At 70.6% G+C, this 23,035-nt stretch carries 20 protein-coding genes; 8 read left to right on the forward strand and 12 right to left on the reverse strand.

Annotation, left to right across the window (positions count from 1 at the left end; all coding sequences use genetic code 11):
• Window positions 1–335: acyl-CoA dehydrogenase family protein (locus tag MFF40_RS12885; protein ID WP_238260863.1), on the reverse strand; the 335-nt coding region annotated here is incomplete at its 3' end.
• A 399-nt stretch (window positions 336–734) separates the two neighbouring features.
• On the opposite strand from MFF40_RS12885, the gene MFF40_RS12890 reads away from it, so the two are divergent.
• Window positions 735–2,786, forward strand: coding sequence for an ATP-binding protein (locus MFF40_RS12890; protein ID WP_238260865.1), 2,052 nt, complete (start codon window positions 735–737; stop codon window positions 2,784–2,786).
• A gap of 196 nt (window positions 2,787–2,982) precedes the next feature.
• On the opposite strand, the gene MFF40_RS12895 is transcribed toward MFF40_RS12890, so the two are convergent.
• Window positions 2,983–4,035: a DUF2891 domain-containing protein gene (locus MFF40_RS12895; protein WP_238260787.1), complete on the reverse strand. Its 1,053-nt coding sequence runs from the start codon at window positions 4,033–4,035 to the stop codon at window positions 2,983–2,985.
• A 111-nt stretch (window positions 4,036–4,146) separates the two neighbouring features.
• Between MFF40_RS12895 and MFF40_RS12900 the strand changes: the two genes are divergently transcribed.
• Window positions 4,147–4,902 (forward strand): CDP-diacylglycerol diphosphatase, encoded by a 756-nt coding sequence (locus tag MFF40_RS12900; protein WP_238260790.1) that lies wholly within the window; start codon window positions 4,147–4,149, stop codon window positions 4,900–4,902.
• A 9-nt stretch (window positions 4,903–4,911) separates the two neighbouring features.
• On the opposite strand, the gene MFF40_RS12905 is transcribed toward MFF40_RS12900, so the two are convergent.
• Window positions 4,912–5,814, reverse strand: a complete 903-nt coding sequence (locus tag MFF40_RS12905) for a LysR family transcriptional regulator (RefSeq protein ID WP_238260792.1) — start codon at window positions 5,812–5,814, stop codon at window positions 4,912–4,914.
• A 176-nt stretch (window positions 5,815–5,990) separates the two neighbouring features.
• On the opposite strand from MFF40_RS12905, the gene MFF40_RS12910 reads away from it, so the two are divergent.
• The 5 genes from MFF40_RS12910 (at window position 5,991) to MFF40_RS12930 (ending at window position 12,762) form a co-directional block, all read left to right on the forward strand.
• Window positions 5,991–7,523: an ABC transporter substrate-binding protein gene (locus MFF40_RS12910; RefSeq protein WP_147897996.1), complete on the forward strand. Its 1,533-nt coding sequence runs from the start codon at window positions 5,991–5,993 to the stop codon at window positions 7,521–7,523.
• A 241-nt stretch (window positions 7,524–7,764) separates the two neighbouring features.
• A complete protein-coding gene (locus MFF40_RS12915) occupies window positions 7,765–8,682 on the forward strand; it encodes an ABC transporter permease (RefSeq protein ID WP_147855202.1) in 918 nt (305 codons plus the stop codon).
• 13 nt (window positions 8,683–8,695) lie between these two features.
• Window positions 8,696–9,637 carry an ABC transporter permease gene (locus tag MFF40_RS12920; protein ID WP_238260793.1) on the forward strand — a complete coding sequence of 314 codons (942 nt, stop codon included), beginning with the start codon at window positions 8,696–8,698 and terminating at the stop codon, window positions 9,635–9,637.
• A 95-nt stretch (window positions 9,638–9,732) separates the two neighbouring features.
• Complete coding sequence (locus MFF40_RS12925; RefSeq protein ID WP_147856568.1) at window positions 9,733–11,154, forward strand: M20 family metallopeptidase; 1,422 nt, start codon at window positions 9,733–9,735, stop codon at window positions 11,152–11,154.
• A 3-nt stretch (window positions 11,155–11,157) separates the two neighbouring features.
• On the forward strand, window positions 11,158–12,762 hold the full coding sequence (locus tag MFF40_RS12930; protein WP_238260795.1) for an ABC transporter ATP-binding protein: 1,605 nt from the start codon (window positions 11,158–11,160) through the stop codon (window positions 12,760–12,762).
• Between the two features lie 601 nt (window positions 12,763–13,363).
• On the opposite strand, the gene MFF40_RS12935 is transcribed toward MFF40_RS12930, so the two are convergent.
• Complete coding sequence (locus MFF40_RS12935; RefSeq protein WP_238260797.1) at window positions 13,364–13,813, reverse strand: Ros/MucR family transcriptional regulator; 450 nt, start codon at window positions 13,811–13,813, stop codon at window positions 13,364–13,366.
• Window positions 13,814–14,065: 252 nt separating this feature from the next.
• Complete coding sequence (locus MFF40_RS12940) at window positions 14,066–15,160, reverse strand: YeiH family protein (protein ID WP_378997168.1); 1,095 nt, start codon at window positions 15,158–15,160, stop codon at window positions 14,066–14,068.
• Window positions 15,161–15,339: 179 nt separating this feature from the next.
• Here MFF40_RS12940 and MFF40_RS12945 point away from each other — a divergent pair, with 179 nt between their 5' ends.
• Window positions 15,340–15,549: a hypothetical protein gene (locus MFF40_RS12945; RefSeq protein ID WP_238260799.1), complete on the forward strand. Its 210-nt coding sequence runs from the start codon at window positions 15,340–15,342 to the stop codon at window positions 15,547–15,549.
• 14 nt (window positions 15,550–15,563) lie between these two features.
• Here the strand turns inward: MFF40_RS12945 and sorB are convergent, their stop codons facing one another.
• The 7 genes from sorB to MFF40_RS12980 form a co-directional block, all read right to left on the reverse strand.
• Complete coding sequence (gene sorB / locus MFF40_RS12950) at window positions 15,564–15,887, reverse strand: SorB family sulfite dehydrogenase c-type cytochrome subunit (RefSeq protein ID WP_147898918.1); 324 nt, start codon at window positions 15,885–15,887, stop codon at window positions 15,564–15,566.
• A gap of 11 nt (window positions 15,888–15,898) precedes the next feature.
• The gene (gene sorA / locus MFF40_RS12955) at window positions 15,899–17,101 is read right to left on the reverse strand and encodes a SorA family sulfite dehydrogenase catalytic subunit (RefSeq protein WP_147898925.1); all 1,203 of its coding nucleotides are present in this window, start codon (window positions 17,099–17,101) and stop codon (window positions 15,899–15,901) included.
• A gap of 166 nt (window positions 17,102–17,267) precedes the next feature.
• Window positions 17,268–18,260 carry an Ldh family oxidoreductase gene (locus tag MFF40_RS12960; protein WP_147898919.1) on the reverse strand — a complete coding sequence of 331 codons (993 nt, stop codon included), beginning with the start codon at window positions 18,258–18,260 and terminating at the stop codon, window positions 17,268–17,270.
• Window positions 18,261–18,342: 82 nt separating this feature from the next.
• Window positions 18,343–19,263: an ABC transporter permease gene (locus MFF40_RS12965; RefSeq protein WP_147898920.1), complete on the reverse strand. Its 921-nt coding sequence runs from the start codon at window positions 19,261–19,263 to the stop codon at window positions 18,343–18,345.
• Window positions 19,256–20,026 (reverse strand): ABC transporter ATP-binding protein, encoded by a 771-nt coding sequence (locus MFF40_RS12970; RefSeq protein ID WP_147856321.1) that lies wholly within the window; start codon window positions 20,024–20,026, stop codon window positions 19,256–19,258. Before MFF40_RS12970 ends, MFF40_RS12965 begins: the two co-directional genes overlap by 8 nt.
• 608 nt (window positions 20,027–20,634) lie before the next feature.
• Entirely contained in the window at window positions 20,635–21,774 is a 1,140-nt protein-coding gene (locus MFF40_RS12975; RefSeq protein ID WP_147898921.1) for an amidohydrolase/deacetylase family metallohydrolase, read from the reverse strand.
• Window positions 21,775–21,793: 19 nt separating this feature from the next.
• Window positions 21,794–22,801 carry an ABC transporter ATP-binding protein gene (locus MFF40_RS12980; RefSeq protein ID WP_147856323.1) on the reverse strand — a complete coding sequence of 336 codons (1,008 nt, stop codon included), beginning with the start codon at window positions 22,799–22,801 and terminating at the stop codon, window positions 21,794–21,796.
• Window positions 22,802–23,035 lie beyond the last annotated feature (234 nt).

Raw genomic sequence — 23,035 nt, forward strand, 5'->3', positions numbered from 1 at the left:
TGAATCACGCAAAAGGCAACACCGAAATCCATTCCTTTCAAGCGATCGCCCTGGGCGACGAGCTGAACCGCGTTGACATGGCCCTCGTACACGCGCCCCAGCGCGAGGCTGCCGGCCCCGACATGGGTGAGCACGGCCTGAAGAATTGCACCGTCCGGCTCCTCGCCGAGGCCCGCGCCGCCCTCGCGGCGGGGGACCGGCGCGGCCAGCAGGCCCATTCGGGCGAGTTCGGCGACATCCTCGGCCGGAAAGCCGCCGTCGTGGTCGTGACACCCCGCCCGACGCGCGGCGCCGGCCGCGACCGCGCGGGCCGCCGCAACCGGATCGCTCCGCATGCCCCCGGCGATATCGTCGAGTCTGAGGTCCACGCCTGCTCCGGTCATGACGAGCCCAGCCCATCGTCCAGATCCGATCTCCGGGACGAAGCGCTGGATCCCTTAAGCTTCGCGACATCGTGTTCCGAAGGGCGGGAACCATCTTTCGATGCGATGTTCTGACGGGGCAACTCGCCGCCTCCCCCTTCGATACGCCATGCGACGATAGTGCACATCGTAAAACCGTGGGGTCACGGCGCCGGCGGCGCGGCGATCTGCACCGGCCGGACCCGCCTCAAACCCGAAGCCCCGCGTTGTAGGAAGAACCGGCTCAACAAGCCGTCAGGCTGCGGTCGATCGACTCGATTTGGGAGGGTCGATCCCGTGGGATATGACGCAGCCGTGTCGCGGAACGAGACCATGTCCTGCCCGTCGGGCTTCGAACGCCATCATCCGCAGCGCCTCGCGGCTCTGCACGGCTATGCCATCCTCGACACCGCGCCCGAGCCCGCCTTCGACGAGATCGCGCAGATCGCGGCCGCGTCCTGCGGCACCGCGATGGCGCGGATCACCTTCGCGGATGCCGACCGGCACTGGACCAAGGCCGCGTTCGGCCACGCCGCGCCGGACCTCCCCCTCGAAGCCGGCCTCGGCCTCGAGACCCTGAGCCGGGAGGGTGCGCTGGTGGTCCCGGATTGCGGGGCGGTCGCGGGCGACCCGGGCCTGCGCTTCTACGCCGGCGTCCGGCTCGTGACCCCGGACGGCTGGCCGATCGGCACGCTCAGCGTCCTCGACCGCGAACCGCGCAGCCTGACCGGGCCGCAGGTCTTCGTCCTGGAAGCCCTCGCCCGGACCCTGATGAACCTGCTGGAGGCCCGGGCCGCCGCGACGGCCCGGCACCGGGACGAGGCTTTGCTGCAGTCCCGCGCCGAGCGCCTGGAGGCGCAGGTCGCCGCCCAGACCCGGGACCGCGACCGGGTCTGGACCCTGTCGCCGGTGCTGAAGATCGTCTCGGACAAGGACGGGCAGGTCCAGTCGGTCAATCCGTCCTGGAGCCGGGCGCTGGGCTGGTCCGAGGACGAGACGCTGGGCCGGACCGCCCTGGATTTCATCGCTCCCACGGACCGCGAGGCGGCGCGCCAGGCCCTCGAGCCGCTCTGCGAGGACCGCCGGGTCGAGGATGTCGAGCTGGCCTGCACGACCCGCGACGGCGACCGGCGGCGGGTGCTCTGGACCGTCGTCCCGGAGGACGGGCTGTTCTACGGCTTCGGCCGCGACATCACCGAGCAGCGCCAGGCCGAGGAAGCCCTGCGGCAATCGCAGAAGCTGGAGGCGATCGGCCAGCTCACCGGCGGCGTCGCCCACGACTTCAACAACCTGCTGACCATCATCCGCTCGTCGGTCGAGTTCCTGCGCCGGCCGGAGCTGGCCGAGGAGCGCAGGCGCCGCTACCTCGACGCGGTCTCCGACACGGTCGACCGGGCGGCCAAGCTCACCGGTCAGCTCCTGGCCTTCGCCCGGCGCCAGGCGCTCAAGCCCCAGGTGTTCGACATCTCCGCCCGGCTGCGCAGCATCTCCGACATGCTCGATTCGGTCACGGGCGCGCGCATCCGCGTGGAGACCGAGCTGCCGGGCACGCCCTGCTTCGTGCGGGCCGACGAAAGCCAGTTCGAGACGGCGCTGATCAACATGGCGGTGAACGCCCGCGACGCGATGGACGGGGAAGGCAGCCTGACCCTGCACCTGGAGAGCGGCCGCCCGATGCCGCCGATCCGCGGCCATGCCGGCGCCCGGGGGCCGTTCGTGGCCGTGATGGTGGTCGATACCGGCACCGGCATTCCGGCCCCGGATCTCGGCCGGATCTTCGAGCCGTTCTTCACCACCAAGGAGATCGGCAAGGGGACCGGGCTTGGGCTCAGCCAGGTCATCGGCTTCGCCAAGCAGTCGGGCGGCGACATCGACGTGGCGAGCCTGCCCGGGAGCGGCACGCGCTTCACCCTGTACCTGCCGCAGGTCGACGCCCCCGCGGAGGTGGCCGATCCCGGCCACGACGACCGCCGCGAGCCGGAGCCGCAGCGGAGCCTGTGCATCCTGGTCGTGGAGGACAATCTCGGGGTCGGGCGCTTCTGCACCCAGATCCTGGAGGATCTCGGCCATGCGCCGATCTGGGCGAAATCCGCCGAGGAGGCCCTCGCCGAGCTGGAGCGGACGCCGGGTCGGTTCGATGCGGTGTTCTCGGACGTGGTCATGCCCGGGATGGGCGGCGTCGCCCTCGCTCGGGCCCTGCAGGTCACCCGCCCGGAGCTGCCGGTGGTCCTGACCTCGGGCTACAGCCACGTCCTGGCCACCGACGACGCGCATGGATTCACGCTGGTGCGGAAGCCCTATTCCGCCGAGCAGCTCGCCCAGGTGCTCCACGAGGCGACCCAGCGCCGGGACGGGCAGGGAACAAGGTCCCCGCTCTCCGGTTGACGCAATGCAGCATGGCGATGGCGTCGCCGCGCTGCTGCCCCTCGTGGGCGTTTCCTCCCAAGACTTCGGGCCGCTCCTTCGGGGGCGGTCCTTTTTTGTGCGGCGCGCATGCGGCCGACAAGGAACAACGCCACCTGCGGCAAAAAGTTCTCAACAATCTCTCATCTTTAGAGCCGTTTCTGACGGACGCGCTCGCTTACGCCGAACCGGTATCGACGTCGGCGGTGCGCGGGCCGAATCCCGTCTCTGTGTCCAGCGCCAGCAGCGCGAAGGACGCGAGCCAGTGCTCGCCCATGTAGTCGCCCGTCACGTGCGGGAGGCCGGCCTCCAGATGCGCGTCCGCGGCGGCCTGGAGCGGCCGGCGGCGGGGATCGTCCGGGCCCAGGGTGGCGGCGAGCGACCGGAAGCACCAGGCGCGGCTGAGGTTCAGGCCGTCGAGATGGGCGATCTTGCCGTCGCTGCGGTCGGTCACGCGGGCGGGCCGGAACAGGGTCGCGGGCCGCCCCGCGGCGAGGTCCGGCAGGAACCGGTCGAACCAGGGCCGGAATTCTTGCGGCGGCAGGAGGCGGCGCAGGCATTCGGCCTCGATCAGGGCCGAGGACAGGAAGTCGTCGCCCCCCGGCTCGCCCCAGGCGGGGCAATTCACGTCGGCCCCGTACCACCGCTCGGCGGTGGCCCGCAGCAGGTCGGTCAGGGCCGCATCCCGCGCGCCCTCGGCGTAGTCGGCTGCCAGCCGCAGCGCGAAGGCGGTGTTGAAATGCGTGCCGACCCGCACCGGATAGGGGGCGATCGGCAGGAAGTCCCGGACGCGCTGCGCGATCAGGCCGGTGAGCGGCGCCAAAGCCTCGGCCCAGCGGCGCTCGGGCAGGCGGGACAGCGCGTCGGCGAGCTTCAGGAGCCAGGCCCAGCCGTAGGGCCGCTCGAAGCCCAGGGCGGTCGGGGTGGCGAAATAGGCGCATTCCCCGGCGACCTTCTCGGGCACCAGCTGGGCATCGAGATGCGCGCGGATCGCCCCGGCCTGCGTGCCGTCCGGGAACAGCCGCAGCACCCGCGCCAGCAGCCAGGTGCCGTGGACGCAGGAATGCCAATCGTAGCTGCCGTGGAAGACCGGATGCAGCGCGGCGGGCGTGCGCGCGTCCTCCGGGCCCGCCAGGACGTGCCCGGGCTTGTTGGGGTATTCGCGGGTGAGATGGCCGAGGGCGACGGCGGCGAAGCGGGCGCCGATCTCCGGAGTGAGCGCATTCGGCATCGCGGGCTCCCAGTGTGGCGCCGGACGCTTTGCCGGCGCAGTCCCGGATCGGTTATCGCAAGCGCGGCGAACCGGGCAGCCCCCGCCGGTGCGCCGTCACTGGGATGTTCCATGCGCCGTGCGCCGATCACCGCCCTCTTCGTCGTGCTCGCGATGCCGGCCGCGGCGGCGCCCGATCCCAGCCGGGACGTGCTGTGGGCCGCACTGAAGACCTGCGTGCTCGCCAAGCGGCTCGCCGACCGGACCTTCCCGTGCCTCTCGGTGGATCTCGGCGACAAGGACCGCCCCGGCACGGCGGTCCTGCGCGCGCCCGGCGAGCCGACCCACATCGTGGTGATGCCCACCGACACCACCGCCGGCCTGGAGGCCCCGGTCCTGCGCGGGAAGCGGGGCACCGCCTATTGGCGGGCGGCGCTGGCGGCGCGCCCGTTCGTGTCGGACGCCTTGAAGGGCAAGCTGCCGCCCGAGGCGGTGGGGCTGGCGGTCAACTCCGCCCGGGGCCGGAGCCAGGACCAGCTCCACATCCACCTCGATTGCCTGAAGCCCAGCGTGCTGGCCGCCGTGAAGGCGCATGGCCGCCAGATCCGCGGGACCTGGACCCGCTTCCCGGTGCCGCTCGCCGGGGATCGCTATCATGCGATGCGGGTGCCGGAAGCCGAGGCCGAGCGCTTCAACCCGTTCGCGGCCCTGCGCACCCTGCCGGGTCCCCGGCCGGACCTGCACCGGACGAGCTTTGCCGTGCTCGCCACGCCGCCGGGCGATCCCGAGCCGGGTTTTCTGCTCCTGGCCTACCGGGCGCCGAGCGCCAGCGCGGAGGACGTGATGGACCATAGCTGCGCCATCGCGTCGGGCCGCGGGGGCGCCTGACGGGGCGGCCTAAGCGGCACCGGCCGGCGGCAGCGCGTCCATGAGCTGACGCAAAAATCCCCGCACCGCCCGGGGCAGGCGCCGGTCGCGCATGGCCTGGATTTGGATGTTCCGGGAGAGGCTCGCCCGGGCGCGGATCGGCAGGCTGACCAGGGCGTTCAGGTCCAGGGGCGTGCGCATCGAGAGCGCCGACATCAGCGCGAGACCGCGGGATCTGCGCACGAACGGCAACTGGGTGGCCAGGTTGTTGGCGGTCAGGACCGGCTCGACCACGATGCCCTCCTGCAGGCAGGCGGCGTCGAACACTTGGCGCAGGGTCGTGTCCCGGGTCGGCAGGGCGACGGGATAGATCGGCAACTCGGACAGCTGCACGACCTTCGCCCGCGCCAGGGGATGGTCGGGGGCGGCGAGCACCAGCATGTCGACCTGTCCGTCATACAGCACCTCGACCTGGGTGGACGGCGCGAGTGCGAAGGTGATGCCGAGATCGGCCTCGCCGGCCGCCACCATGTGGGTCACCTGGGCGGGGGGCAGCACGGTCACCTCGAAGCGCAGGCCCGGATGCGCCGCGTGGAAGGACGCCACGGTGCTCGGCACGATGTCGAGCGAAAACCCTTCGGAACTCGCCACCCGGATCAGGCCGCGGGCAAGGCCTTCCAGCTCCCGGATCTCGGTGACCACCTGCTCGGATCGGATCAGCATCTGGTGCGCGTGCTGGGTCAGGAGCTCGCCCGCCGGGCTCGGCACCATGCCGCGCGGGCGCCGCTCGAACAGGACGCAGTCGAGCTCGGCCTCCAGGTTGGCGATCTGCCGGCTGATCGCCGAGGCGGCGACGTTGAGCTGCGCCGAGGCCGCCGCAATCGAGCCGGTGCGGGCCACGGCCAGGAAGTAGCGCAACCCGGACGTCTGCATTATCGCGCCCCAATATCACTTATAGCGCCTTTTCGTTGCCGGAATGGCAACGCACCGCTCGCCAAATTCTACTTGTTGCGATCCCAGATGCACAACATCATGGCAGGGTGAAAAACGCGGCAGTCGCGGAGATCCTCCCCGACATCCTGCCCGTCGTCGTCGGAGACGGAATCGACATGCCGGTACGGACGATCACCCTCACCGCATCGTTGGCGGCCTCCCTGATCGCACTGGTCGCGGCGAGCCCGGCGCTCGCCGGCAAGGCCGACGACACCCTGATCTACGCCTCCGACAGCGAGCCCGAGAACGTCAGCCCGTATCACAACAGCGCCCGCGAGGGCGTCATCCTGGCCCGCAACTGCTGGGACACGCTGCTGTGGCGCGACCCCGCGGACGGCACCTACAAGCCGATGCTCGCCACCGCCTGGACCTGGGCCGACGACACAACCCTGGACCTGACGATCCGCGAGGGCGTGACCTTCCACAACGGCGACCCGCTCGGGCCCGAGGACGTCGCCTTCACGTTCAACTTCATGCTGACGCCCGAGGCCCGCACGGTCACCCGCCAGAACGTCGACTGGATGAAGTCGGTGGAGGTCACCGGCCCGCACAGCGCGCGGATCCACCTCAAGGCGCCGTTCCCGGCGGCGCTGGAATACCTCGCCGGGCCCATGCCGATCTTCCCGGCCTCCTACTTCAAGAAGGTCGGCCTCGACGGCTTCGCCAAGGCGCCGGTGGGCAGCGGCCCGTACAGGATCACCAAGGTCGATAGCGGGCGCGGCGTCTCCATGGAGCGCTTCGCCAACTATTGGTCGGGCAGCCCGCTCGGGAAGCCGAAGATCGGCAAGCTGCAGTTCCGGGTCATCCCGGACGGCGAGAGCCGGATGGCCGAGCTGATGACCGGGGGCGTCGACTGGATCTGGCGGGTGCCGAGCGACCAGGCCGAGCAGCTGCGCGCCGCGCCCAACGTCACCGTGCTCAACTCCGAGACCATGCGGGTCGGCTTCCTGCAGTTCGACACGCTCGGCCGCGCCAAGGAGAACTCGCCGCTCAAGGACGTGCGGGTCCGGCAGGCGATCTCCTACGCCATCGACCGCAAGGCGATGGTCGACAACCTCGTGCGCGGCGCCTCGCGGGTGATGAACGCGCTGTGCTTCGTCGATCAGTTCGGCTGCAACGACCAGGGGGTGATGCGCTACCCCTACGATCCGGCCAAGGCCAAGGCCCTGCTCAAGGAAGCCGGCTACGCGAACGGGTTCGAGATCGACCTCGGCGCCTATCGCGAGCGTGACTACGCCGAGGCGGTGATCGGCTATCTCGGGGCGGTCGGCATCAAGGTCCGGCTCAACTACCTGCGCTACGCCGCGTTCCGGGATGCCCTGCGGAGCGGCAAGGTCTCGATCGGCTTCCAGACCTGGGGCTCGTTCTCGGTCTACGACGTCTCGGCCTTCGACGGGGTCTTCTTCCGCGGCGGCGAGGAGGACCTGACCAAGGATCCGCAGGTGATCGCCGACCTGCAGGAGGGTGACGGCTCCACCGACCCGGACAAGCGCAAGGTCGCCTACGCCAAGGCGCTCCAGCGGATCGCCGCCCAGGCCTACGCCCTGCCGATGTTCTCGTACGCCACCAACTACGCCTTCACGTCGGACCTGAACTTCACCGCCCAGCCGGACGAGGTGCCGCGCTTCTACGCGGCGTCCTGGAAGTGATGGTGAGGGCTGTGACGCAAAGGTCCCCCTCCCCCCTCTGCGGGGGAGGGTGGCCCCCGAAGGGGGTCGGGAGAGGGGAACCCGGCTTCAGGATCCGGTGCAGCCTTCATGAAGGCCGGCGTCTTCTTCTGGACCGTCGCTCCCCTCTCCCGACCCGGCCTGACGGCCGGCCCACCCTCCCCCGCAGAGGGGGGAGGGAGAATCCGCGCGTCCCACGTCGGTCGGAAGGAGCCTGAGCCCTATGCTGGCCTTCACGCTCCGGCGCATCCTGGTCGCCCTGGCGGTGGCCTTCACGGTCTCCGTGGCGAGCTTCATGCTCCTCCACCTCTCCGGCGACCTCGCCACGGCGATCGGCGGGCCGGAGGCGACCGGCCCCCAGATCGTGCAGATCCGCAAGGATTACGGCCTGGACCAGCCGCTGCTGACCCAGTTCCTCGCCTGGGCCTGGCGGGCGCTGCACCTCGATTTCGGCAATTCCTTCTACTTCCGCGAGCGGGTGATCGACCTGCTCGCCGCCCGCCTGCCGATCACCCTCTATCTCGGGATCATCGCGCTCGCCGTCGCGCTGTTCGTGGCGGTGCCGCTCGGGGTGATCGCCGCCGTCAAACGCGATACCTGGGTCGACCGGCTCGCCCTGTCGATCTCGGTGCTCGGCCAGGCGATGCCGAGCTTCTGGTTCGGGCTGACCCTGATCCTGATTTTTTCCGTGAATCTCCGCTGGTTGCCGGTCTCGGGCAACGCCACGTGGAAGAACTTCGTCCTGCCGGCGGTGGCGCTCGGCTACTACGCGATGCCGGCGGTGATGCGGCTCACCCGCAACGGCATGCTGGAGGTGCTGGCCTCCGACTACGTCCGGACCGCCCGGGCCAAGGGTCTGCCGCCGCGCAAGATCCTGATCCGGCATGCCCTGCGCAACGCCGTAATCCCGGTGATCGCCCTGGCGGCGGTGCAGTTCGGCTTCATGCTCGGCGGCTCGATCGTGATCGAGGCGGTGTTCTCGCTCCAGGGGCTCGGCCAGCTCGCCTGGGAATCGATCGCCCGCAACGACTTCCCGGTGGTCCAGGCGATCGTGCTGGTTCTGGCGATGATCTACATCGCCCTGACGCTCGCGGCCGACCTGCTGAACGCCTTCCTCGATCCGCGCCTGCGGCAATCGTGAGGACGCTCGCCCCATGAGCCTGCCCCCCGACACGGCGGCGCTCGCCGCCCCCGCCCTCCCCCCGAACATAGAGGTCCCGGCCGCCCTGGCGCCGGTACGCTCGCCGACCGGCATCGTGCTCCGGCGCGGCCTGCATCACGCCGGCTTCCTGATCGGGGCCGGCATCCTCGGGCTGATCGTGCTGGCCGCGCTGGCCGCCCCGCTGATCGCCCCGCACGACCCCTATGCGCAGGACGTCTCGCGCCGCCTGATCCCGCCGATCTGGCAGGCCAAGGGCAACTGGGACCACGTGCTCGGCACCGACAAGCTCGGGCGCGACTATCTCAGCCGCCTGCTCTACGGCGGCCAGATCTCCCTGCTGATCGGGATCTCGGCGGCGCTGATCTCCGGGCTGATCGGCACGGTGCTCGGCCTCTGCGCCGGCTATTTCGGCGGCTGGGTCGATTCGGTGGTGAGCTACATCGTGACCACCCGGCTGGCGATGCCCGTGGTGCTGGTGGCCCTGGCCATGGCGTCGCTGGTCGGCGGCTCGCTCAAGGTCGTGGTGCTGGTGCTGGGCTTCCTGCTCTGGGACCGCTTCGCCGTGGTGACCCGGGCCGCCACGCAGCAGATCCGGAACCAGGATTTCGTCTCGGCCGCCCGCGCCTCGGGCCTCACCGACCTGCGCATCATCGGCCAAGAAATCCTGCCCAACATCCTCAACGCGCTGATCGTCGTGGCGACCCTGGAGATGGCGCACGCGATCCTGCTCGAAGCCGCCCTGTCGTTCCTGGGCCTCGGGGTGCAGCCGCCGCTGCCGTCCTGGGGCCTGATGATCGCCGAGGGCAAGCAGTACATGTTCTTCCAGCCCTGGGTGATCACCATTCCGGGTGTGGCGCTCCTCTTCCTCGTGCTGGCGATCAACCTCCTGGGCGACGGCCTGCGCGACATCACGGCCCCCGAGGGCCGGCATTGATCAGACGTCCGGGGGCGCCCCGGACCGGCCGACCAGCCCCGGCGGCGCGGGATCCGTTCCGAAGCCGAACCGCAATGTTTCACGGGAAACACACCATGACGCGAGACGCCGCCATCGGGCGCGCAACCGACACCTTCGACGCCGGCGCGTTCCTCGCGCTCATGCGGGAGGCGGTCGCCTACCCGACCGAGAGCCAGGCGCCCGGCCAGGAGGCGGCCCTGCACGCCTATCTCGACACCTTCATCACCCCTCTCGTCACCCGCCTCGGCTTCGAGACACCCAAAAAACACGACAATCCGGACGGGGTGCACGGCCCGTTCCTGATCGCCGAGCGGCACGAGGGACCGGACCTCCCCACCGTGCTGATCTATGGCCACGGCGACACGGTGCGGGGCTATCCGGAGCAATGGCGCGCGGGGCTGGCCCCCTGGGAGATCGTGGTCGAGGGCGACCGCTGGTACGGGCGCGGCACCGCCGACAACAAGGGCCAGCACATCATCAACCTCGCGGCCTTGGAGCAGGTGATCGCGGCGCGCGACGGCCGCCTCGGCTTCAACGTGAAGCTGCTGATCGAGATGGGCGAGGAATCCGGCTCACCGGGCCTGCGCCCGTTCTGCCGTGCGCAAGCGGAGGCCCTGCGCGCCGACGTGCTGATCGCCTCGGACGGGCCGCGGCTCAGCGCCGAGCGCCCGACGCTCTTCCTGGGCTCCCGCGGCGCGTACAATTTCGAGCTGAGCCTGAACCTGCGCGAGGGCCCGCACCATTCCGGCAATTGGGGCGGCCTGCTGCGCAACCCCGGTACGGTTCTGGCCTCGGCGATCGCCTCGATGGTCGATGCCCGCGGCAGCATCCTGGTCGCGGCCCTGCGGCCGCCGCCCATCCCCGAGGGCGTGCGCGCGGCGCTCCGCGACATCCGGGTCGGCGAGGATCCGACCGCCCCGACGATCGATTCCGATTGGGGCGAGCCCGGGCTCTCCCCGGCCGAGCGGGTCTTCGCCTGGAACACCCTGGAAGTCCTGGCCTTCAAGACCGGCGATCCGGACGGGCCGCTCAACGCGGTGCCGCCCCACGCCAAGGCGACCCTGCAGCTGCGCTTCGTGGTCGGCACCGACTGGCAGAACCTGATCCAGAACGTGCGCGCCCATCTCGACGCCAACGGTTTCCCCATGATCGAGGTCCGGCCGGCCCGGGCTTCGGAGGTTTTCCAAGCGACGCGGCTGCCGGTGGAAGACCCTTGGGTGGACTGGGCGCTTCTCTCGATCGAGGCGAGCGCCGGAAAAAAACCGGCCCTGCTGCCCAATCTCGGCGGTTCGCTGCCGAACGACGCCTTCTCGGAGATCCTCGGCCTGCCGACCCTCTGGGTGCCGCATTCCTACCCGGCCTGCCGCCAGCACGGGCCGGACGAGCACATGCTCGCCTCCAGCACCCGCGAGGGCCTGGCGATCATGGCCGGGCTGTTCTGGGATCTCGGCGAGGCCGGGCCGGACATCCTGCGCCGCCGCGCCGCGAGGAGCTGAACCATGAGCGAGCCGGTCGTCCGCATCCGTGACCTGACGATCGCGCTCCCCAAGGGCGCCGACCGTCCCTACGCCGTCGAGGGCCTGAACCTCGACCTGGAGCCCGGCAGGATCCTCTGCGTGGTGGGGGAATCCGGCTCCGGCAAGTCGATGAGCGCCTACGCGCTCACCGGCCTGTTGCCCCGGTCGCTCAAGCCCGAGGGCGGTTCGATCCTGTTCGAGGGACGGGACCTGCTGAGCCTGGACGAGCCGGCCTGGCGCGCCCTGCGCGGGCGGCGGATCGCCATGGTGTTCCAGGAGCCGATGACCGCGCTCAACCCGGTGATGCGCATCGGCGACCAGATCGCCGAGATGTTCGAGGCGCATAACCTGCTCACCCGGGCCGAGCGGCGGGCCCGGGCGGTGGCTCTGGCGACCGAGGTCGGGCTGCCCAACCCCGAGGAGGCGGTGCGGGCCTATCCGCACCAGCTCTCCGGCGGCCAGCGGCAGCGGGCGATGATAGCCATGGCGTTGGCCCTGGAGCCGTCGGTCCTGGTCGCCGACGAGCCGACCACGGCGCTGGACGTGACCACCCAGGCCCAGATCCTGAAGCTGATCCGCGAGTTGCAGCGCAAGCGCGGGATGAGCGTCCTGTTCATCACCCATGATTTCGGCGTGGTCGCGGAGATCGCCGACCACGTGGCGGTGCTCCAGCGCGGCCGGCTGGTCGAATCGGGCAGCGCCGAGGCGGTGCTGCGCGATCCCCAGGCCCCCTACACGAAGGCGCTGCTCGCCGCGGTGCCGAGCCTGACCCCGCCGGTGCGGGCCAGCGTGCAGGCGTCTCCGGTGGCCCTGTCGGTGGTCGGGCTATCCAAGACCTACACCACCAAGGCGGGCCTGTTCGGCAAGCCCCGGGTGGTCGCGGCGGTCAAGGAGGTCGCCTTCGACGTGCGGCGCGGCGAGACCCTGGGGCTGGTCGGCGAATCCGGCTCCGGCAAGTCGACTACGGCACGGCTCGCGATCCGGCTGATCGAGCCCGACGGCGGCACCGTCCGGCTCGGCAGCCTCGACTACACCGCCCTCCGGAGCGCGGACCTGCGGGCGCAGCGCAGCCGCATCCAGATGATCTTCCAGGACCCGTTCGCCTCGCTGAATCCGCGCCGCACCGTGGAGCAGATCATCATGGCGGGCCCGATCGCCCACGGCGTGCCGGCCGCGGAGGCGCGGGAGCGCACCCGGAACCTCCTCGACCTCGTCGGCCTCGACCCGAAGGCGGCCGCCCGCTACCCGAACGCCTTCTCGGGCGGCCAGCGCCAGCGCATCGGCATCGCCCGGGCGCTCGCCATGGAACCGGACGTGCTGGTGGCCGACGAGGCGGTCTCCGCGCTCGACGTCTCGGTCCAGCGTCAGGTGCTGGATCTCCTCGAGGACCTGAAGCAGCGGCTGTCGCTGGCGATGCTGTTCATCACCCACGACCTGCGGGTGGCGGCCACGATCTGCGACCGGATCGCCGTGATGCATCGCGGTGCCATCGTGGAGATGCGCACCACCGCCGACCTGTTCGCGGCCCCCGAGCACGCCTACACCCGCAGCCTCCTCGCCGCGGTGCCGGGCGCCCGGGCTTCGTAGGGGCCGCCGCGCGGCTGGAAGGATGCGGGTCGCCCACGGCGCTCCAACTGTGCGCGACCCATCGCGTCGCCGCGTCGGGCCCGCATCGCGCGGCGGCGCCCGAGGCCTGTCCCGTCGCCTCCCGACGGATGCCACGGGATGCCGTGGGACACAGAGACAAGTTTTTTGGACGAAGTCGGTCTGTCGTGCTTCGGGCCATCCGGTAGAATGGCCACGTTGTCGAGGGTCGAGCGCCCCGGCGGACCTACGGCCGACCGAACCGTCCGTCTCCGCTCGCGCCTCGAACGCGGACGGGGACTATTTGACGTGTCGTTCTCAGCCAAGCCCGATAAGCCTCAGTCCCCGCGCAGGCGGTCCCTGCCGGACGGGCAACCGTCCCGGCGCCAGGGATCGGCGCAACGGGCCGCGCGCGGGCCGGGAACCGGCGAACACCGCGTCGTCCCCACGCCGGAGGCGGCCGCAGTGGCCGTCGGCGCCCGCATCATCTACCTGAGCTGGGCCCAGACCTTCGGCCGCCCGCCCAGCGCCCGTCTGCCCGGAATGACCGCACGCGTGCTGCCGTTCCGCAGGCGCTGACGCGCACCCTGGACAACGCCGGCGATCAGCCGTTCGTGCCGGTCCGGCGCTGCTCGGCGCGGGCGCCCGGAACACCGAGGCCGATCGCCTTGGCGAGGGCGGAGCGCTGCGCGGCGTAGCCCGGCGCCGTCATGGGGTAATCCGTCGGCAGGCCATAGCGCTCGCGGTACCGCTCCGGCGTCAGGCCGTGGGCGGTGAGATGCCGCTTGCGCGTCTTGTACGACCGCCCGTCGATGAAGCTGACGATGCCGTCCTGCTGGACCGACTTGCGGATCTGCGCCGCGGTCGGCGGCTCGATCACGGGTGCGACCTCGACGGGAACCTTGCGGTCGAGGTTGATCAGCGCGCCGTGCACGCTGGCGATCAACGCCGGCAGGGACGTGGGTGGGACGGGGTTGTTCGAGACGTAAGCCGCGACGACGTCGCCGACCAGCACGGCGAGTTCGGTGCTGCTCTCAGGATGCGTTTCGGGCACGGCGCAAGTTCCGATCTAAGCTTTCGTTGATGACCCAATGGTTCCAAAGCAAAAACCGTCGCAGTGTCAAGATGGTCTGTTCAGCCGATCGCCCGAAACGGCAGCATTTTAATGCCGACACTCTAGAAACCGCTGCTCGGACAGAGTGTTTCCACTCATCCGCTCGGCGGCTTTGTTGAGGGACCCAAGCTTAGATCTGGCAAGAATTCGAAATACAAGACTCAGAACACAATTTTAAGCCTGTCCACGCCCTCAACCGATCCCCAGGCCGCGGATCAGGGCGAGGCTGACCGCCACGAGGACGGCCAGCGACGCGGTCACCGCCAGGGTGACCCGGCCGCCGACCCGGGCGAGCACCCGCACGTCGACGCCGAGGCCGAGGGCCGCCATGGACAGCACCGTGAGCACGCCCGCGAGCTGCGTCAGCGGCTTGACCGCCGCATCCGGGATCAGCCCGAGGGAGCGGGACGTGGCCAGGACCAGGAAGCCGAGGATGAACCACGGCACCAGCTTGGTCAGGCCGGGCCGGCCCTTCGCGCCGGTCGCCTCCGCCTCGGCGCCCTCCCCGGCCTCCCGCGGCAGGCGCGGGGCGATCAGCGAGAACGCCACCACCACCGGCCCGAGCATCAGCACGCGCACGAGCTTGACCAGGGTGCCGACCTGGGTGGAGAGCAGGCTCACCGGTACGGTCGCGGCCAGCACCTGCGGGACCGCGTAGACGGTGAGCCCGGCCAGCACGCCGTACTGGTTGTCGCTCAGGCCCGCGAGCGGCACGAACAGCGGCAACCCGAGCACCATCAGCACGCCGAGCACCGCGGTGAACGCGATGGCGGCCGCGATGTCCTTGGGCTGCGCCCCGATCACCGGCGCCACCGCGGCGATGGCCGAGTTGCCGCAGATCGCGTTGCCGCACGCGACCAAGATCGCCATCCGGGGCGGCAGGCCGAGCGCCCGGCAGATCCCCACGCTGGCGCCGATCCCGATCACCACGGTGCCGACGATGCCGGCCAGCAGCGCCGGACCGGAGGCCAGGATCGCCCCGAGGCTGAGCGAGGCGCCGAGCAGCACGACGGCGACCTCCAGGAGTTGCTTCGCCGAGAACGCGATGCCGGTTCGGAACCGGGCATCCGGCGTCCAGGCGGTGCGGATCGCGATCCCGATCAGGATCGCCAGCACCAGGGCCTCGACATAGGGATGGCCGGCGACCCGCTCCTCGAGCGCCTGCGCGGCCATGGCCAGGGCGGTGATCGCCGCGCACAGGCCGATGCCCGGCAGCACGGAGGTGGCCGCCCCGTCCCGCGCGGTGGTCCCGGTTTCACCCGTCCGGGCCGATGATCTGGGGCTCACGCCGGTCGCTCCACGGTCGACATCCGAGCAAAGGGAAGAAAGCGTTTGTCGCGAGCGCGCAAGAGAGAAGGACACTCTACAGCGCGAGAAAACTTCGGAAGTCCCGTCCATTGCGGCGCGGGGTTCCGAGCGCGACATTCACCGTCATGCGCACCACCCCGGATACTCGGTCGACGACGATGGCGTTCGACCCCTTTGGCGAGCCCGTCGCCGCCGGCGTAGCCGAGGCTTGCCCGACCGCTTCGGGCGACCGGACCGCGCGCCGGGTCGGTGGCGCCGTGTTCTGGGCCCTCGCCCTGACGATCCTGGCCGGCCGCATCTACGCCTACGACATGCCGGCGGTGCAGAGCGTCGCGTCCTACGCCGCGCAGGCCGTGGCGCTGCGCTGAGGCGTGGCCACCGCTCAATACGTGTCCGCCAGGTAGGCCGCGATCGCGCGGCCGTCCGCCTCGTCGATCGGGGCGTGGTAGACCTTGATCATCTTGGTCACCTCCGACTCCCAGAACGCCTTGCCCCGGCCCGGCGGCTGGGTGGCGATGTAGTCGACGGAGTGGCAGGTCTGGCAATTGGCCTGCGCCGCGGCGAAGCCCTGCGCTTGGCCACCCGACTCATCCCTGGGGGCCTGCAACTCGGCCGTGGGATCCGGCACCGCGTAGCTGCGCGGGGCCGCGAGGGCGGTGCCGGCGACCAGGCCGGCGATCGTCGATCCGAGAAGAAGCGCGCGCATCCCGTTCTCCCTCACGCCGCCCGGACCCGGGTGGTCTCGACCCCGTTGCGCATGTACCCGGACGGGTTCCAGCGCGAGTCCATCGGCTGCGTGCTGCCGTCGTTGGCGGTGGCCCGGACCCGGATGCTGTGCGCACCCGCGGCCAGGTCGAGGGTGAGCGACCAGGGCCGGAACGCGTAGGGGCCGAGATCCTGGCCCAGGGCGGCCTGCGTCCAGGTCCGGCCGTCGTCGGTGGACACCGCGACCGTCCGGATCCCGGATCCGCCGTCGAACGCGATACCGCGCAGGCGCACCGGACCGGCCTTGATGTCCGCCCCGTCGGCGAGATTGGTCAGGAACGACCGCACGTTGAGCCGGCCGATCGGTACCGTGGCTGTGGCGGCCTGGCCCGGCTCCGTGCAGGCGCAAGGATTGTCCGGGATGCGGTAGGCGCTCTTCATGAAGAAGCCGTCGAACGGCGTGTCGCGCACCGTGATCGCGTTCAGGTGCTTGACCCAGTAGGTGCCGTAGAAGCCCGGCACCACGAGGCGCAGCGGAAACCCGTTGAGCCAGGGTAGGTCCTCGCCGTTCATATCCCAGGCCAGCATCACCTCGCCGTCACGGGCATGGTCGATGCCGAGCGCCTTCACGAAATCCGGGGTCTCGGGCAGGACCGGCCCGTCCATCCCGTCGAACGTGACCTGCACGGCCCCCGGCTTCACCCCGGCCCGGTCGAGCACGCTCTTCAGCGGCACGCCGGTCCAGCGCGCGCAGCCCATGGCGCCGTTGGCGAGCTGACCGCCGGCCATGCGCGGCTCGAAGAAGCCGCGCGAGTTCCCCGAGCATTGGTTGACCGCCACGATCTCGGTCCGCCCCGGCAGCGCCTTGATCTCCGCGAGCGACAGCGAGACCGGGCGCTCGACATGGCCGGCGATGCCGAGCCGGAACGTGTCCGGGTCGATCTCCAGGGGGATGTCGGCCAGGTGATAGCGGACGAAGAAGGCGTCGTTGGGGGTGATCGCGCCCTCGTCGAACACCGAGAACGGCGTCTCCAGCTGGGGCGGCCGGGCCGTGGTCTGCAGGAGCGGACGCTTGCCCGGATAGGCGACCAGCGGGCGCGTGCCGTTGCCGAAGGGAAGTGCAACCGCCTCGGCCCGGGCGCGCAAGGGCGTCGCCGCAACGGCCAGCGCGCCGAGGCCGCCCTGGAGAACGCGGCGCCTGTCGAGATGAGCCATCGTCGCGTCCTTCATCCGCCGTCCCGGCATACCGAGCGTTCCTGCACGGACGCCCCTCGCTCCGGCTGTCTCGGGCGCCTCTACCCTGGCGGTGTATCAGACTTTCCCTTGCCCGAACCGCTTCGCGCCGCAGCGTGCGTGTTTCACGGGAAACATGGCGCGGCCGTCATCCCAGCGCGGCGATCTCGGCCACGAGGGTGTCCGGAACCGTCAGCCCGTCCCGCGCGGCGCGGGCCCGCAGGTCGAGGCGCCGGCTTCCCGGCAGGCGGGCGCCGTCCTGCGCCTCGATCGAAGCCGCCAGGACGGCGAAGCGCTCCGGGGCGTCGGGGCCGAGGGCCGTGGCGTCGATCGCCAGGATCAGCTGTCCGGTGCCGGGCGGGTCCCCCGCGGCGTCGAGGAACGAGCTGGCCTCGGCGGCGAAGCGGGCACCGGTGAGCCCGGCCGCCAGGAGTTCCACCATCAAGGCGAGCGCCGTGCCCTTGGCGTCGCCGAGCGGCGCCATCGTGCCGTCGAGGGCCGCGGCGGGATCGGTGGTCGGGCGTCCCGCGGCATCGAGCGCCCAGCCCTCCGGGATCGCTTCGCCGCGCTGCTTCGCGCCGACGATGCTGGCCCGGGCGACCTTCGACAGGGCGAGGTCGATCACGATGGGCGCCCGACCGGGTAGCGGGCAGCCGAAGGCCAGCGGGTTGGTGCCGAACACTGCCCGGCTGCCACCCCAGGGCGCCATGGCGGCGGGGGTGTTGGCGAACAGGATCGCGACGCATCCGGCCTCGGCCAGCGCCTCGACGGGCAGGCCGGCCGCCCCGCAATGATGCGAGCGGCGGATCCCGGCCGCCGCGATCCCCTGTCGGCGCGCCAGATCCGGCAGTTCCGCCAGGGCCGCGTCGAGGGCCGGGTAGGCGAAGCCGTTGCCGGCATCGACCGCCAGGAGTCCCGGCCGGGGCCGGCTCACCACCACGCGGGCATCGCCCACGACCTTGCCGGTGCGCAGTTGCGCGGCGTAGCCCGGCACCCGCGACAGGCCATGGCCCTTCAGGCCGTCCGCCTCGGCGGCGACCAGCGCGCGGGCGGTGCTGTCGGCGGCGGCAGGGGCGGCGCCACAGCGGCGGAACGCGCCGGCCGCGAGCGCGTGGGCCTCCGCGAGGGACAGGGTCGGCATGGTGGTCGAGGCTCCGGGTCACCGCGAAGGATCCGCGGGGCATACCCGAAGCCGCGCCGCTTGAGGATCGGGCCTGAGAGGATCAGGCCTGCATGCCCCAGCGCTGGATCGTCCGCCGCTCGATCGTCTGGAAGATCAGGTTCTCGACCACGAGGCCGATCAGGATCACGGTGAGCAGCCCGGCGAACACGTTCGGGATATCGAGCATGTTCTTGTTCTCGAAGATGAACCAGCCGAGCCCGCCCGCCCCGGAGCTGACGCCGAATACCAGCTCGGCCGCGATCAGCGTGCGCCACGCGAAGGCCCAGCCGACCTTCAGGCCGGTGAGGATCGACGGGAACGCGGCCGGGATCAGGATCTTGCCGATCAGCCGCGGGCCCGACAGCCCGTAATTGCGCCCGACCATCGTGAGCGTCCGGCTCACCGACAGGAAGCCCGAATGGGTGTTGAGCGCGATCGCCCAGGTCACCGAGTGGACCAGGACGAAGATCAGGCTGCCGTTGCCGAGCCCGAACCAGATCAGCGCCAGCGGCAGCAGCGCGATCGCCGGCAGCGGGTTGAACATCGACGTCAGGGTCTCGAGGAAGTCGGTCCCGATCCGCGACGCGATGGCGATGCCGGTGAGCAGGGTCGCCAGCATGACGCCGGCGGCGTAGCCCATGAGCAGCACCTTCAGCGAGCTCCAGGCCCGCGCCGGCAGCGTCCCGTCGGCGACAGCGCGGAAGAACGCCTCCATGGTGGCCGAGAAGGTCGGGAACAGCAGGTCGTTGTCGAGGTAGCGCCCGTAGGCCTCCCAGATCCCGGCGAGCAGGACCAGGATCAGGATCTTGCGCAGCCAGGCCTGGTTGTAGAGGCGCTCGAACGCCGAGAGCGGCTTCTCCACCACCGGGGCGCCGTGAGCGTGGCCGGTCTCCCGCACGATCTCGGGGCGGGCCGGATCCGTGGCGGCGGGGCGCGGCGGTACGGTCAGGGGAGCGCCGGTCAGGGCGCGCGCGCTAGACATTCTCCGCCTCCTGGATCTCTTCCGAAAAGAGCATCTGCTGGATGCGGTTCTCGAGCCGCAGTGCCGCTTCCGGGGTCGCGGCGCTGTTGAGCTCGGCCTTGACCTCGCCGGGATGGGGCGAGAGCAGCAGGATGCGCGAGCCGACCTTGATCGCCTCGGGGATCGAGTGCGTCACGAACAGCACCGTGAAGCGCGTCTCCTCCCAGAGCATCAGCAGCTCGTCCTGCATGCGCCGCCGGGTGAGCGCGTCGAGCGCCGCGAACGGCTCGTCCATCAGCAGGATGTCGGGCTCCATCGCCATGCCGCGCGCGATGGCGACGCGCTGCTTCATGCCGCCCGACAGAGTGTGCGGGTAGCTGTCGGCGAACTTCGTGAGGTTGACCTTGTCGATGTAGAGGTTCGCCCGCTCCAGCGCCTCCCGCCCCTTCAGCCGGCCCGAGGCTTCGAGGGCGAAGACCACGTTCTGCCGGACCGTCTTCCACGGCAGCAGCTGGTCGAATTCCTGGAACACCATCATCCGGTCGGGGCCGGGCTCGGTCACCGGGCGGCCTTTCAGCCGGATCTCGCCCTCGGTGGGAGCCATGTAGCCGCCCACCGCCTTGAGCAGGGTCGACTTCCCGCACCCGGAGGGTCCGAGCAGGACGAACCGGTCCCCGGGCCAGATCCGGAAGCTCACCCGGTAGGTGGCCGTGACGAGGTGCTCGGGCGTCTTGTAGCGGAGCGTGACGCCGTCGACCTCCAGCAGAGGCTGACCCGTATCCATCCATCCTCCCTGGCGCCGCGGCTTGAGCCGCGTGTCGCTGATCGTCCGGCGATGGTCCGGACCTCACGGGAAAGTGTAGGGTCGATGCGGCGAGGCTGTAAAGCCTGGTATTCTTAATAAACTAGGATTGCTGTCCGGGTTGAGAGGGTTGTTTAATGGTTGACGGTGCGTTGCAGGCTATGGGTTGCAACTATGGTGCAGCGCAAAACCGTCCGGGTAGGAAACGCGCTGGCGCCGGCGCTCAGTTGATCTTCCTCGGGATCAGAGCCTTCACAGAGGTGAGGCAGGCAAAATCGAACCGACACATCGTCGCCTTGTCGATCGCCCCGACGGCGTGGGAATCCGTGGCGGCTGCGTGAAGTGATCGGAGTGCATCGCTGCGGTGTGTCTTCTTCGGGCTACGCATCATCGATCCCCCTCTTATTCCGACTCTCGACGTGATCCTGAGGTGCGAGCGAAGCGAGCCTCGAAGGAGCCCTCCCGAGAGCGCTGAGACTTCTGGAGAGCTCCTTCGAGGCTGCTGCGCAGCACCTCAGGATGAGGGAGAAGAGTGGGATATCGGTTGGTTAGAACCGTCCTTCGACCGAGATCGTGCGATCAAACAGGCCTCAAACCGGATGCCACCACCGGCCCCGCAGCACCACGCCCTCAGAAAAGATCCGCTGGGCGCCGGTCATGTGCTCGCCCCGCGTGTCCACGTAATCGAACGCCCCGTCCTGCACCGACAGCACGGTGGCGTCGCCGAGCGCCCCGACCTTCAGGGTCCCGTATTCCATGCGCTTGAGCGCCACCGCGGCGTTGACCGTGGAGGCGGCGACGACGTCGTGCAGGCTCATGCCGAGGCAGAGCATTTTTGACATGGTGGTGACCTGATCGAAGGCCGGCCCGTCGATGCAGAGCTGGTGCACGTCGGACGAGATTGTGTCCGGTAAAAAACCGCCCGCCAGCATGGCCCGGGCGGTCTTGAACGCGAACGAGCCTTTGCCGTGGCCGATATCGAAGAGCACGCCCCGGGCCCGGGCCTCCCGCAGGGCGGGCTTCACGGCGCCCTGGGCGGTGATCGGGGAATTCGGGAACGGCCGGAAGGCGTGGGTCAGCACGTCGCCCGGGCGCAGCATGGCCAGCACCGCCTCGTAGCTCGGCGGCGGCTCGTCGATATGGGCCATCAGCGGCAGGCCGGTCTCCTCGGCGACCTGCAGGGCGATGTCGAGGGGCGCGGTGCCCTGGTCGCCGGAGGCGTGACGCCCGACCCGGACCTTGATGCCGACGATCACGTCCCGGTTGGCCTCGACCACCTCCACGGCCTCGCGGGGCGCCATCAGCCGCGGATCCTCGCTCTCGCCGACCATGATGGTCTTCGAGAAGCCGAAGATGCCGGCGAAGGAGACGTGCAGGTAGGCGAGGATCCGCGCCTCCGAGCGGTCGATGACGTGCTTGCGAAATCCGGAAAAGTTGCCGGGCCCGGCGCTGCCGGTATCGACCGAGGTCGTCACCCCGGAGGTCCGGCAGAACGCGTCGGCGTCGATGCCCAGCGAGGTACCGCCCCAGTAGACGTGGGTGTGCAGGTCGATCAGCCCGGGCGTGACGATCGCGCCCGCCATCGCGCGCACCTGCGTGCCCGGGCCCGCGACCAGTTCACGGCCGAAGCCCGAGACCCGGCCCTGCGCGAAGGCTACGTCGCCGATCCCGTCGTGGTTCTGGGACGGGTCGATGATCCGCGCACCCTTGAGGATGAGGTCGTGCGGCACGGCTGTCTCCGAGATCGTGTCAGGCCGCGACCGCCGGTGCGGACGCGTCGTCGTTGAGGTGGCAGGCGGCCAGGTGGCCGGCGCCCACCGGATCGAGGCGGGGCTCCTCGACCCGGCAGCGTTCGAAGGCCTGCGGGCAGCGGGTGTGGAAGCGGCAGCCGGCGGGCGGATTGATCGGGCTCGGGACGTCGCCCTTGAGCACGATGCGGGTGCGCCCGGCCCCGGGCTCCGGGATCGGCACCGCCGAGAGCAGGGCCTGGGTGTAGGGGTGCTTCGGGGCCAGGAACAGCTCCCGCCGCGGGCCGATCTCGACGATCTTGCCGAGATACATCACCGCCACCCGGTGGGTCATGTGCTCCACGATGGCGAGGTCGTGCGAGATGAACAGCATCGCGAGGTCGAGCTCGCGCTGCAGGTCGCGCAGCAGGTTGACGATCTGGGCCTTCACCGAGACGTCGAGCGCCGAGACCGCCTCGTCGCAGATGATCAGGTCCGGCTCGGCGGCGAGCGCCCGGGCGATGCCGATGCGCTGGCGCTGGCCGCCCGAGAATTCGTGGGGCCAGCGCCCCAACGCCTCGCGCGGCAGGCCGACCCGCTCCATCAGGGCGGCGAGCTTCGCCTCGAGGTCGGCCGAGCCCTTGGCCAGCCCGAAGTTGCGGATCGGCTCGGCCAGGATCGCCCGCACCCGCATGCGCGGGTTGAGGGACGAGAACGGGTCCTGGAACACCATCTGCATCCGCCGGCGCAGGGGCCGCAGGGTGCCGGCCGAGAGGTCGTCGATGCGTCGGCCGGCCAACACCACCTGCCCGGCGGTGGGGGCGTAGAGGCGCATCAGCGCCTTGGCGACCGTGGACTTGCCGCAGCCGGATTCGCCGACCAGCGACAGGGTCTCGCCCCGGTCCACCGTGAAGGACAGGCCGTCCACCGCCTTGAGCACCCGGGTCGATCGGCCGAACAGGCCGCCGCCGAGGGAAAAGTGCTTCTTGAGGTCGTTGACCTGGAGGAGCGTGCGGGCGGTCGTGGTCACGGGCGGGTCTCCGTGACGGCGTGGGGCGGGACGCCGCCTGGTTCTCCCCTCCCCCCTCGGCGGGGGAGGGTGGCCCTCGCGTCAGCGAGGGTCGGGAGAGGGGAGCAACGGTGCAGGATGTGGCGATCATCGCGCCCTCGCCGGAAGCGGCGCTCCCCTCTCCCCCCCTGCTCCGCAGGGTACCCTCCCCCGCAGAGGGGGGAGGGGAAAGCGCGCGGCTGCCTCGGGAGGCCC

Source organism: Methylobacterium mesophilicum, assembly GCF_022179445.1.
Taxonomy (GTDB): Bacteria; Pseudomonadota; Alphaproteobacteria; order Rhizobiales; family Beijerinckiaceae; genus Methylobacterium; species Methylobacterium mesophilicum.

Excerpts from the sequence above, each read along its gene's own strand:
- MFF40_RS12890 (WP_238260865.1), top strand. The coding sequence starts at position 735 with ATGTCCTGCCCGTCGGGCTTCGAACGCCATCATCCGCAGCGCCTCGCG.
- MFF40_RS12895 (WP_238260787.1), bottom strand. The coding sequence starts at position 4,035 with ATGCCGAATGCGCTCACTCCGGAGATCGGCGCCCGCTTCGCCGCCGTC.
- MFF40_RS12900 (WP_238260790.1), top strand. The coding sequence starts at position 4,147 with ATGCGCCGTGCGCCGATCACCGCCCTCTTCGTCGTGCTCGCGATGCCG.
- MFF40_RS12905 (WP_238260792.1), bottom strand. The coding sequence starts at position 5,814 with ATGCAGACGTCCGGGTTGCGCTACTTCCTGGCCGTGGCCCGCACCGGC.
- MFF40_RS12910 (WP_147897996.1), top strand. The coding sequence starts at position 5,991 with ATGCCGGTACGGACGATCACCCTCACCGCATCGTTGGCGGCCTCCCTG.
- MFF40_RS12915 (WP_147855202.1), top strand. The coding sequence starts at position 7,765 with ATGCTGGCCTTCACGCTCCGGCGCATCCTGGTCGCCCTGGCGGTGGCC.
- MFF40_RS12920 (WP_238260793.1), top strand. The coding sequence starts at position 8,696 with ATGAGCCTGCCCCCCGACACGGCGGCGCTCGCCGCCCCCGCCCTCCCC.
- MFF40_RS12925 (WP_147856568.1), top strand. The coding sequence starts at position 9,733 with ATGACGCGAGACGCCGCCATCGGGCGCGCAACCGACACCTTCGACGCC.
- MFF40_RS12930 (WP_238260795.1), top strand. The coding sequence starts at position 11,158 with ATGAGCGAGCCGGTCGTCCGCATCCGTGACCTGACGATCGCGCTCCCC.
- MFF40_RS12945 (WP_238260799.1), top strand. The coding sequence starts at position 15,340 with ATGGCGTTCGACCCCTTTGGCGAGCCCGTCGCCGCCGGCGTAGCCGAG.
- sorB (WP_147898918.1), bottom strand. The coding sequence starts at position 15,887 with ATGCGCGCGCTTCTTCTCGGATCGACGATCGCCGGCCTGGTCGCCGGC.
- sorA (WP_147898925.1), bottom strand. The coding sequence starts at position 17,101 with ATGGCTCATCTCGACAGGCGCCGCGTTCTCCAGGGCGGCCTCGGCGCG.
- MFF40_RS12960 (WP_147898919.1), bottom strand. The coding sequence starts at position 18,260 with ATGCCGACCCTGTCCCTCGCGGAGGCCCACGCGCTCGCGGCCGGCGCG.
- MFF40_RS12965 (WP_147898920.1), bottom strand. The coding sequence starts at position 19,263 with ATGTCTAGCGCGCGCGCCCTGACCGGCGCTCCCCTGACCGTACCGCCG.
- MFF40_RS12970 (WP_147856321.1), bottom strand. The coding sequence starts at position 20,026 with ATGGATACGGGTCAGCCTCTGCTGGAGGTCGACGGCGTCACGCTCCGC.